General features: G+C 69.3%; 9 protein-coding genes and 1 pseudogene. 1 reads left to right on the top strand and 9 read right to left on the bottom strand.

The features are described 5' to 3' along the window. Positions 1-18: 18 nt before the first annotated feature. The 7 genes and pseudogenes from FOF48_RS19605 to FOF48_RS19575 form a co-directional block, all read right to left on the bottom strand. Positions 19-513, bottom strand: a complete 495-nt coding sequence (locus FOF48_RS19605) for a hypothetical protein (protein ID WP_143903871.1) — start codon at positions 511-513, stop codon at positions 19-21. 6 nt (positions 514-519) lie between these two features. Next, positions 520-849: a hypothetical protein gene (locus tag FOF48_RS19600; protein ID WP_143903869.1), complete on the bottom strand. Its 330-nt coding sequence runs from the start codon at positions 847-849 to the stop codon at positions 520-522. 653 nt (positions 850-1,502) lie between these two features. Continuing rightward, positions 1,503-1,774: pseudogene (locus FOF48_RS19595) on the bottom strand (hypothetical protein); the annotation flags it as partial. Positions 1,775-1,838: 64 nt separating this feature from the next. Beyond that, positions 1,839-3,173: an NAD(P)/FAD-dependent oxidoreductase gene (locus tag FOF48_RS19590; RefSeq protein WP_143904268.1), complete on the bottom strand. Its 1,335-nt coding sequence runs from the start codon at positions 3,171-3,173 to the stop codon at positions 1,839-1,841. 116 nt (positions 3,174-3,289) lie between these two features. Further along, a complete protein-coding gene (locus tag FOF48_RS19585; protein ID WP_143903867.1) occupies positions 3,290-4,459 on the bottom strand; it encodes an NAD-dependent epimerase/dehydratase family protein in 1,170 nt (389 codons plus the stop codon). Further along, a complete protein-coding gene (locus tag FOF48_RS19580; RefSeq protein WP_143903865.1) occupies positions 4,456-5,745 on the bottom strand; it encodes an NTP/NDP exchange transporter in 1,290 nt (429 codons plus the stop codon). Before FOF48_RS19580 ends, FOF48_RS19585 begins: the two co-directional genes overlap by 4 nt. 66 nt (positions 5,746-5,811) lie before the next feature. Next, a complete protein-coding gene (locus FOF48_RS19575; protein ID WP_143903863.1) occupies positions 5,812-7,110 on the bottom strand; it encodes a pyridoxal phosphate-dependent aminotransferase in 1,299 nt (432 codons plus the stop codon). 175 nt (positions 7,111-7,285) lie between these two features. Here FOF48_RS19575 and FOF48_RS19570 point away from each other — a divergent pair, with 175 nt between their 5' ends. After that, positions 7,286-7,939, top strand: a complete 654-nt coding sequence (locus FOF48_RS19570; protein WP_143903861.1) for a hypothetical protein — start codon at positions 7,286-7,288, stop codon at positions 7,937-7,939. 14 nt (positions 7,940-7,953) lie between these two features. Here FOF48_RS19570 and FOF48_RS19565 read toward each other — a convergent pair whose 3' ends face one another. After that, positions 7,954-8,361, bottom strand: coding sequence for a hypothetical protein (locus tag FOF48_RS19565; protein WP_143903859.1), 408 nt, complete (start codon positions 8,359-8,361; stop codon positions 7,954-7,956). A 322-nt stretch (positions 8,362-8,683) separates the two neighbouring features. Next, the gene (locus FOF48_RS19560) at positions 8,684-10,642 is read right to left on the bottom strand and encodes a 4-alpha-glucanotransferase (protein WP_143903857.1); all 1,959 of its coding nucleotides are present in this window, start codon (positions 10,640-10,642) and stop codon (positions 8,684-8,686) included. Positions 10,643-10,695 lie beyond the last annotated feature (53 nt).

Below are 10,695 nucleotides of genomic sequence, written 5' to 3'. Positions count from 1 at the left end.
TGGTGTTGGTCGGAGTCCTCACGGGCTTGGAGCGGTGGGCTCTCGCTTGGCCGTGCCAGCGACTTTAATGGCGAGGTTGCCGTGAAACTGACCGTCCGGCGCATACACGATCTCGTAGCGGATGCAATTGGGCCCGCCCTCTTTAGCAAGCGATACAGGGAAGTTCATCTGGCCGCCATAGATGTCGCCCTTCCTGAGGCGCAGGACATCCTGTCGATCGTCTGGGTTCGCAGCGTAGTCGACATGTGCCAAGCCAATGTCTTCATGCGTGTCGCATGTCCACGCCCTATCAAGGATGAGCGTCTTCCATCCCAGGATGTTCGGGACGTCTACGTCCTCCATTGCATACAACTCAACCCGCCCCTCCAGCATGGAGCCATCGTATTTGACGTCCCTGAAGGTCAGGTCGATCAGTGCGGTGTCGGCCGGGCCAAGTCCGTACTCATTGAGCTTGAGGATTGATGAGTGAGAACAACCACTGAGGAGTGCCAAGAGAGCGAGAAACTTTTTCATGCCACCCTAGTTCTTTGCAAAACAGCCCTCAATACCGTTACCGGCAATACCGGGGATGCCAGGGGCTCTTCTTGGGTCGCCACCGTCATTGAGATGTTTCATGCCACAGGTGTGGGAGAATTCATGAACCAGGATCTTAATGAGGCACTCAGGCTCACTGATTCGCGACCTGTCCTTGTCGAACTTTCTCTCACACCAGATGATGGAGTCAGTTCCAGGCCTCTTTCTGAGCTCCTTCTCCGAATAGAGTTCCTTGCAAAAGAGGTTTCCGTTCAGCAACTCAGGGGTCGGACTCCTCCTATTTTCTGAAGTCCTAAACATGATCCTCTCGGACATTGTCAAGAAAACACTCTAAAACACAGAAAAGTCTCTCGATGTGCGGGGCCTGGGATGAATTGTGGCCCGAGACCGTAGGGGCCGGGCCGTGGATTGCATGAGGTTCGGCCAAGCAGATCGCCCTGGTGAGATGCAGCGATTCGAGTTCGCAGCGCTGACGCGGTCGGGGCGGCAAACGGATCCACTGCGGACGACCTGGCGTCGGCGGCTGAAGGCTTGCGACGCCGGGCAGGGGGCGGATTGCAGTGGCTGTCGCCTTCAATGACGAGGACGTGGGCGTAGTGGAGAAGCCAGTCCATGGCGGCGTTGGCCATCCGCGGGGCACCGAGGAGGGGCGGCCTCTCTCAATGATGTGGTGGAGGTGATGACTGTGCTGTAACGCTCATATCACTGGCGGACCACCTCGTAGAGGTCCATCGGCTCATCCTGGGAGAGGCCGCCAGGCCGAGGTCACGGAAGGTCCCATCGAATCACAGCCGCACTCGCACTCCCGCCTGTGCCTTCGCCTGCGCGCTCAACATATCCCTCGTCTGCTCCAATTCCATGCCGTCAAGCCTCATCCCACCAATCGAGCGACAACCTCCTCTCCTCGCGATTCGTTTGTCACGATGGGCTCCAGCAAGGAGCTACGCATGAGCGCTGGAGAGGCCCTACCTCTGCCAATACACACACAACGCCAGCAACAGCCGCGGGTCCACCGTCGAACGACCCACGTGATGTTGACGCGCACGGACGGAGCGCTCGAAGTCCGACATGTCCAGCTCTTCGACAGCCGCCAATATGGCGCGTACCGGATGACCTCGGTCAACCAACTGCTCGTAGGTCCGAGCCACCAGCACCTGCTTCCGTTTCGCACCAGCACCTGCTTCCGTTTCGGCTGAAGCACACGCACTCGCGGCCGTCTGCCCCCGCCATGGCGACCCATGAGCGCAGTGCGGCGCCCATGCATCCATCGGACGCATCAGGGACGTTAGTTTCTTCTCACGCCCTCAGTGCACGGGCGCGACCTGCGAGGCCGGCAGCTCCGGCCGCGCGACGGGCGCCGGCAGGGTCGGCATGTGGGGGGCCACCCTGCCGGTGATGAGCCGCATGTCCCGGCCGCCCTTGGTGAGGAACGTGTAGGCCCAGTTGAGCATCACCGACAGCCGGTTGCGGAAGCCGATCAGGTAGGCGATGTGCACCCCCGCCCAGACCAGCCACGCCGGCGCGCCCCGCATCCGCCACCGGTCGAGGAGCACCCCCACCGCGTAGCCCCGGCCGATCACCGCGAAGTTGCCCTTGTCGTGGTAGCGGAACGCGCGCAGCGGACGGCGCGACAGCCGGTCCCGCACCGTCCTCGCCGCGTGCCGCCCCATCTGCATCGCCGCCGGCGCGATGCCCGGCACCGGCTTGCCATGCTGCTGCACCGCCGCCACGTCCCCAATCACATACACGTCGTCGCGGCCCGGCACCGTCAGGAGCGGCGTCACCTTCACCCGCCCCGCCCGATCCAGCGGCCCCCCCAGTGAGCGCACCAGCGGAGACGCCGCCACGCCCGCGCCCCACAGCACCGTGCGCGTGGGGATGTGCTCCTCCCCCATCGTGACGCCCGTCGCGTCCACGCCCGTCACCATCGCCCCGGTGTGCACCTCCACGTGCAGCCGCTCCAGGTCGCGCCGCGCGTCCTCGGACAGCGTCTCCGGATACGCGGTCAGCACGCGCGGCATGCCCTCCACCAGGACGACCCGCGCCTTGCGCGTGTCGATGCGCCGGAAGTCCCGGGGCAGCGAGTGCCGCGTCATGTACGCGAGCGCCCCCGCCAGCTCCACCCCCGTGGGCCCCCCGCCAATGATGACGAAGGTCAGCCACTCGCGCTGGCGCTCGGGGTCGGTCTCGCGCTCGGCGGCCTCGAACGCCGTGAGGATGCGCTCGCGCATGCGCACCGCGTCCTCCAGTGTCTTCAGGCCGGGCGCCACCTGCGCCCACTCCGGATGCTGGAAGTACGAGTGCGCCGCGCCCGTCGCGATGATCAACGAGTCGTACGCGAGCTCTCCGCCCTCGACGCGCAGCACCTTGCGCTCGACATCCACCGACTGCGCCTCCGCCAGCAGCACCCGCGTGTTGCGCGACTGCAGCACGCTGCGGATGGGCGCGGAGATGTCCGCCGGGTTCAACACCGCCGTCGCCACCTGGTACAGCAGCGGCTGGAAGACGTGATGGTTGTAGCGGTCCACCACCGTCACCCGCACACCGCGGGCCTTGCCCAGGGCCTTCGCCGCCTGGAGCCCTCCAAAGCCCGCCCCCACGATGACCACGTGATGCCTGCTGTCCCGGTCGCGTTCCATGGTGGACAAGGTGCGGACGCATGACGCGCCCGGCCAGCACCTCCCCTCGCCCCGCCTGCCCCACGGCCCACGACCGGACGCCTGCCCACCCCACGGACAGGCGTCCCCCAGGGACCTCAGCCCGCCCGAGCGGTGCCCTTCGCCTGATGCCAGGCAGCCAGCACCTCGCGCTCGCGCTCGGCGGAGAGGCCCGAGCGCAGCTGCTGCTGCCGGTCCGCGGGCAGCGCATGGAACCAGGTCAGCGTGTCGCGCACCGTGTCCGCGAGCGGGCGGACGGTCAGGCCCGCCTGGGTGGCGCGGGCGATGCTCGCGCAGCCGATGCCGCTCTCCGGCCCCGTGCGCGGCACCCACGCGGGCATGTCTCCGAAGGCCGTCACCTTCTGCTGCTCCAGGAAGGCCGCGTCCACCCAGGTGAAGCGCGCGTCGCTCCCGGTGGCCGCGCGGATGTCCTCCAACATGCCGCGCATCTTCAGGGTCCTCAGGGGACCGGTGACGTTGAAGATGCCCATGGAGCGGCGCTCCACGTTCCGGATGATGAAGGCCGCCAGGTCGCGCGCGTCGATGACCTGCACCGGATCCTCTCCGTCGCCGGGGGCCAGCACCTCGCCGCCCTTGGCCACCCGCAGCGGCCAATAGGTGAAGCGGTCGGAGCCGTCGTCCGGCCCCACGATGAGGCCGGGGCGGATGTTGAGGGCGCGGCCGGGCAGCGCGGCCTCGGCGGCCTTCTCGCACAGCGCCTTGAGCGCGCCGTAGCTCTCGTCATTCACCACCTCGGTGGTCTCATCCGGGATGGTGGCGACGGCGTCCGACTCGTTGAGGTCCTTCTTCGTCATCTCCTTGTAGACGGACACGCTGGAGATGAAGACGTACTGCCCCACGCGCGGGGCGAGCAGCTCCGCGGAGGCCTTCACGATGCGCGGCACATAGCCGGACGTGTCGATGACGGCGTCCCACTCGCGGCCCTCCAATGCCTTCAGGCCCTCGCCCTTGTTGGGGTCGCGGTCGCCCTGCAACTTCTCCACGTCCGGGAAGAGGCCCGGGTTGGATTTGCCGCGGTTGAAGAGCGTGAGCGTGTGGCCTCGGGCCTGCGCCACCTGCACCAGCGCGGGCCCCAGGAACCGCGTGCCTCCCAGGATGAGGATGCGCAGGGGCTTGCCCGGAGCGCTGTCCGCCTCCTTGTCGGGGCTGGGCGCGAGGCCCGCCTTCGAGGACGACGCACAGCCCAATGCCTGGACCGCGCCCAACGCGGCCGCCGCTTGCATCACGCTTCTTCGGGACAGCTTCATGCCGTGGTTCCTCCAGGGAGGGTCGCCTGCTGTTGCACTGCTTCCGGGACGCGCGCGCGCTGCTGGCGCGACAGGTAGAAGGCCACCGCCAGCCACAGCGCGGCCACCGGCAGCGCCGCCAGGGACAGGCCCGTCATGCCCAGGCCCAGCGCGGTGAGGCCGCCCTGCAGCCACGCGCTCACCGTGTCGCTGCCGCGGTACACGACCGTGTCGATGAAGCTCTTGGACTTGTAGCGGGCCTCGCGGTCCACGGTGGTGAAGAGGATCTCTCGCGACGGGCGCTCCAGCGCGTAGTGGCTCGCGCCCCGCAGCGACTTCACGCCGATGAGCACCGCGAGCACCGGCGCGAACGCCAGCACGCCAAAGCCCACCAGCGTGAGCACCGGCGCCACCGCCATCGCCACGCCCAGCCCCAGCCGGGAGATGACCCGCCCGGTGACCAGCGTCTGGAGCCCCAGGGTCAGCACCTGCACCCAGAAGTCGATGTCCGCGAAGGCCGCCGTGCGCGCCGCCGCGTCCTTCGCCATCGACGCCACCAGCTGCACCTCCTGGTAGTACAGGAACGTGGAGGTGGCCGCGTACAGCAACACCTGGAGTCCCAGCGCGAGCAGGAACGGCGAGCGCACCAGCAGCTTCAGGCCCGCCAGCATCCCGCCGCCCACCGGGCCCTCGCGCGTGGCGGGCTGGTGCTGGACGTCCCGCGCCCAGTGGCCCAGGCGGCGCACGCACTGCGCGCTCACCTCCAGCATCACCGCGGACAGGAGGATGAGGTTCACCGGCCCCACGCCCTCCGCCAGCCGCCCCACCAGGAACGGCCCGACAATCATCCCCGTCGTGCCGCCCGCCGCGATGAAGCCGAAGAGCCGCTTGCCCTGGTCGCTGGCGAACACGTCCGCCATGAAGCTCCAGAAGATGGAGACGACGAACAGGTTGTAGACGCTCAGCCAGACGTAGAAGGCCCGCGCCACGCCCTCGCGCGCCACGCCCCACTTGAGCAGCGCGAAGAACGCCAGCAGGTTGAAGAGGAAGAAGCGGTAGACGCGCGGCACCACCACCCGCCGGGGATAGCGCGCCACCAACGCGGAGAAGGCCGGCACCGCCAGCAGCATCACGACGAAGGTGACCGTGAAGAGCCAGGGCAGGTGCTTCACGTCCCCCGCGGTGCCCATCTCGTTTCGGATGGGCCGCAGGATGGCGTAGCCGCACATCAGCGTGAAGAAGTAGAGGAACGCCCCGAGGACCGCCCCCACCTCCTCGTCACGGACGTCCACGAAGCGCTTGAGCATGATGGCGGCGCCCTCAACGCCCGCGTGGGCAGGCTATTCCCTGTCCCCCCGGCTGGGGAGGGGGCGCTACTTCGCGGCGAGGATTTCGCGCACGGCGGCCTCCACGCGGGGCAGGGCCTCCTCGATTTCGGCGACGGAGGTGGCGCCCACGGAGAGGCGGAACCAGCCGGACTCCTCCGCCAGACCGAACGCCTGGAAGGGCACCACCGCGAAGCGGGCCTTCTCCAGGAGGCGCTTGCGGATGGCGTCATTGGTCGCGAGACCATCCCGGCCCACCAGGTCGAACTGGACGGAGAGGTAGATGGCGCCCTGCGGCGCGATGGCGCGCACCGGCAAGCCGGCGTCCTTCATGCGCTGGAAGCCCTTGTAGAGGGCCTCCAGGCGCGCATCCACGCGCTGGCGCATGGTGTCGAGGAAGGACTCGGTGGCCTGTGTGTCGTCCAGATACCGCGCGGTGGCGACCTGTTCGGCCTTGGGGGCCCAGGCGCCCACGTGGCCCAGCACGTCGCGCATGCGGGCGATGAGGGTGGGCGCGCCCACGCCCCAGCCCACGCGCACGCCGGTGGCGGCGAAGGCCTTGCTGATGCCGTCCACGAACACGGTGTAGGGCGCCATCTCCGGCACCAGCTCCACGGGCGTCACGTGCTTCGTGCCCCCGAAGCTGAGCACCCAGTAGATGTGGTCGTACATCAGGATGAGGGGCTTCTGGCCCCGGCCTTCGCGCGCGCGGTTCTCCGCCACGATGCGCTCGCAGATGGCGCGCAGCGCGGCCGGATCCACCATGGTGCCGGTGGGGTTGAGCGGGCTGCACAGGCAGAGCAGGCGCGCGGTGGACAGGTGCGGCTCCAGCTGCGCCAGCGTGGGCATGAAGCCCGCGTCCGCGTCCGTGGTCACCACCACGCTCTTCGCGCCCAGCATGTGCGCGTAGTGGTTGTTGTTCCACGACGGCACCGGGTAGACGACGACGTCGCCCGGGTCGAGCACCGCGCGGTACGTGGCGTAGATGATGGGCCGCGCGCCGCCCGCGATGACGATGCCCTCCAGCGGGTACTTCAGGCCCAGCGAGCGCTCGTAGAAGCGCTGCACGGCCTGGCGCAGCTCCAGCACGCCGTCGGACGGCGGGTAGTTCGTCTCACCGGCCTGGAGCGCGGTGCCAATCTGGTCGCGCAGGCCGTCCGGGACGGGGAACTCGCGCGGGCTGAAGTCGCCCACTGTCAGGTTGCAGACCTTGTTGCCCTTCGCCACGAGCTCGCGGATCTCCGCGGCGATGCGGAGGATTTCGCTGCCCACGAGTCCGCGCACCATGGTGCCCACGGTGGTGTCGTCGCGGGAGGGACGCGGGAGGGAGGTCAGGTCGAGGGCCATGGGGCGGAGGTCTCCAGTGCGCGAGAGGGGGGGCCCACGGGGGTCGGGGCCCGGCGGACCCTATACGCAACCGGACGAAGCCGGCGCATCTTCCATGTTCCCAGCGGGCCCGGTGTGCGAGGAAGCGGGAAGTCCCTGGGGGGACGTGGCCGAGGTGGAAGACCGGAGGAACGGGATGCGCCTGCGACATGGGCTGTACGCGCTGGGGCTGGCTTGCGGACTGCTGGGCACGGGCTGCCAGAAACAGGAGCCGCCGACCGTGCCCATGGACGTCCCGGTGGTGCCCCCGCCCGCCAACACCGTGCCCCGGGAGGGCCCGGCCGCCGCGGCGCCGCCGGTGCACCGGGTGCTGGACGCGGTGGCGGCTCCAGCGAACGCGGCCGGCGCGACGGACTCCACGTGGACCACGGAGCCGGTGGAGACGCCACGCGGCGAGCCGCCCTCCGTCACGCTGCGCGCGGTGCGCACCGGCACCCACGAGGGCTACGACCGCACCGTGTTCGAGTTCGACGGCCCCCGCCTGCCGGGCTACCACCTGGCGTACGTGAAGACCCCGGTGCAGCAGTGCGGCTCCGGAGACGACGTGACGCCCCCGGGGGAGGCCGCGCTGGAGGTGCGCTTCACTCCGGCCCGGGCGCACGACGACCAGGGGCAGGCCACGGTGGCGCAGCGCACGCTCAAGCCCGTGCTGCCGTCCGTGCTGGCGCTGGAGCGCCTGTGCGACTTCGAGGGCGAGGTGACGTGGGTGCTGGGCACCGCGCGCCGGGCCCCCTTCCGCGTGCTGGAGCTGAAGGACCCCATGCGCCTCGTGCTGGACGTGCGGCACTGAGGCGCGACGAGCGGCTACTTCTTCGGCGGCTGCGCGCGCTTCTTCGCGATGAGCTCGCGCGCGTCGCGCTCCGAGTCCGCGAAGTCCACGTCCACCGTCCACTTCCCGGTGAAGTACAGCGCCAGCATCAGCGCCTTGGCGCCCGCGCGCTGGAGCGGCCCCGTGCCCAGGTAGACGTGGCCCCGGAACCACTCCGCCTTCGCCTGTGACACCAGCAGCTCGCGCGAGTCCTTCTCGATGTTGGAGTTCGACACGTCGGAGATGAGGTACACCGGCCCGTCCGCCGACACCTCCTTGCAGATCTCCAACACCTTCTTCGAGTCCTCCAGCTTCGAGGGCCCGTTGAACTTCATCACCAACAGGTCCGGCGCTTCGAAGTACGCGCGATGCGTCCCGAATTCCCACTCACGAAGATTCGCCACGCGGTCCCTTCCTCATCCAGATCAAGAAGTGCTTAGGCCGGATAGCATTCAGAACGCGTATTTCAAAAAGGTTCCTGGGCTGATTCCTCTCACCGTGAAAAGGGACCTGCTCTGGGTGACAGCGAGCGCGTCATCTCGGGTCGAGCGCGACGTCTGTCACAGCGGACCCGGGTCGTGACCGGGTGCGGTACGCGGGCGAGGCGCGGGAGCGACGACCACCGCTGCGCGAGGAAGTCCGTCCGCGTCACGCCGGACGGAGGGCTCCGGGCTCGAAGTGGACGGCGAAGCCCGGGGAGCCGTGACGCGGTCGTGGCATGGCGCGCTAGGCGCCATGACGAAGCCGCGACGCCGCACGGTCCAGCCGCTCCAGCAGCTGCGCGTGACGGGTCCGGGCTTCGGCGCCCCCCGCGCGCAGGGCCAGCGCGAGCACCTGCGGCAGGTTGAGGGCGGCCCCCGCGCGCAGGCGCTGCTGGTACTGCTCGGCCCAGTCCTGGGGAATGCGCAGCGACCAGTTGCGCGCGTCCACGGAGCCCGGGGTGTTGTACGTGTCGGGCATGCCCAGCAGGTCCGCGAAGAACACCATCACGCTGCGCGCGCGGCTGGCGAACAGGTCCGCGAACTTCGCCTGCGCGAGCAGCCCCGGGTCCTCCGCGAGCTGTCGCGCGAAGGCCTCCCGTCCTTCCCCTTCGGGATGCAGCCGCTCCGCGAGGTAATCCGCCTGGGCGCGCAGGGCGTGCCTCCACTGCCACTCCGCGACCAGCCGCCAGAGTGACTTCGTGTCGTGGTTGCCCACCATCACCCAGTCCTCGGGGGCCACGTTCTCGCTGCGGTACACGTCCGCGGGGTTGTTCAGGTCCGCCTTCTGCGTGACGCGGAAGCGGCCCAGGCCATCGCGGGCCATCACCCGCGACAGCTCATGGGGAAGCGTGCTCAGCACCTCGCACAGCACGTCCTCCCGGGCCCGGCCGTGCTCGCGGGCCATGCGCACCACGGAGTCGAAGAGGAGCGCGTACCGCCGCACCTGTTCGGGCGTGAGCGACTTCACCCAGCCATCCGCGTAGCGCGGCACCGTGCGGTCCAGCTGCTCCGGAGCCACGATGGCGTAGCGGGCCAGCTCCGGGTGGTCCGGCAGGTCCGGTGAGGAGAAGAGGCGCGCGCCCCCCTGCACGGCGCGCAGCGGATCCAACGTACCCGCGCGGTACACCCACGGACACACGAGCCCATGCGGGTGGTCGATGCGCAGCCCGTCGTACTCGGAGAGCATCTTGCCCAGCCGCGCGTCCATGTAGCTGAGCACCGGCCCGGGCCCGCTGCCATCCGGAGCGATGAACCGCTCCGGGTCGAGCACGGGGTAGTTCCACGGCTGGCCCTCCGGGTTGGTGCGGCTGGGCGGTGCCCCCATGAGGTAGTCGCGGAGGAACAGCCCCTGCCGCGCCCAGGTGTCCCGAGGCGAGAAGCCAATCTGCAGGTCGCCGTACAGCTTGAGGCCCCACGCCGCCGCGCGCTCCCGGAGCAACCCATGCTGCTCATGCACGAGGAACTGGCGGAAGGCGTACGCCTCCACCGCGTCGGCTTCGCTCGCGAGCAGCTCGCGGATGCGGGCCTCCGCCGCGGCCTCTTCCCCTGGACGCGGAGCGAAGAGGCGCCCCTCCAACGAATCCGCCCACCCGCGCCAGTCATCCGGCGTGTGCTTCTGGGCGCCGAGCACGTCGAAGAGCGCGTCCGGCTCCAACCACTCGCGGTGCTCCAGGCGGAAGTCGGCGAAGCGCCGGACGAGCGCGAGGATGGACGCGGGAGCCTCCGCGCGGTCGCGTTCGCGACGGAAGGTGTCCCACGCCTCCTGGAGCGCCAGCGCCTGGGACCGGCTCGCATACTGGTAGCGCTCCGCGGGCCCCGCACCCTCGGGGGCCTCCGCGACGAGCCGGGCCAGCGTCTCGGAGGACAGCAGCCGCCCCCAGGGGCCGTCCGGCTCCGTGAGCGGCGCGAGCGCCACGTTGAGCGTGTTGCGGGAGAACAGCGTGCCGTCATACGGCGACGGGTTGTGCGCGGTGGTCTGCCCCTGCGGCCCCAGCTGGATGCCGGTGAAGCCCAGCGCCCGGGCGAAGTCGAGGAAACGGGCGGCGCCCTCGGAGTACGGCGAGCCCCGGCCCGTGTCCTCGCCAGGCAGGCCGGGGAAGCTGGGGTCATGGATGCTCAGGACCCAGCGGGTGACGCCCAGCGCCTCCAGGGCCTCGGCGATGAGCGAGCGCTGCGAATCAGGCCAGGGGAACAGGGACTCCACACTCCGGACCCTATGGCTCCGGACCCGATGCGCCAACCGTTCCTTTGGGATGA

It is taken from the genome of Corallococcus sp. Z5C101001, assembly GCF_007352635.1.
In the GTDB taxonomy this organism is placed as follows: domain Bacteria; phylum Myxococcota; class Myxococcia; order Myxococcales; family Myxococcaceae; genus Corallococcus; species Corallococcus silvisoli.
The sequence above is the reverse complement of the archived record's forward strand: the minus strand, read 5'-3'. Positions and strand labels throughout refer to the sequence as shown.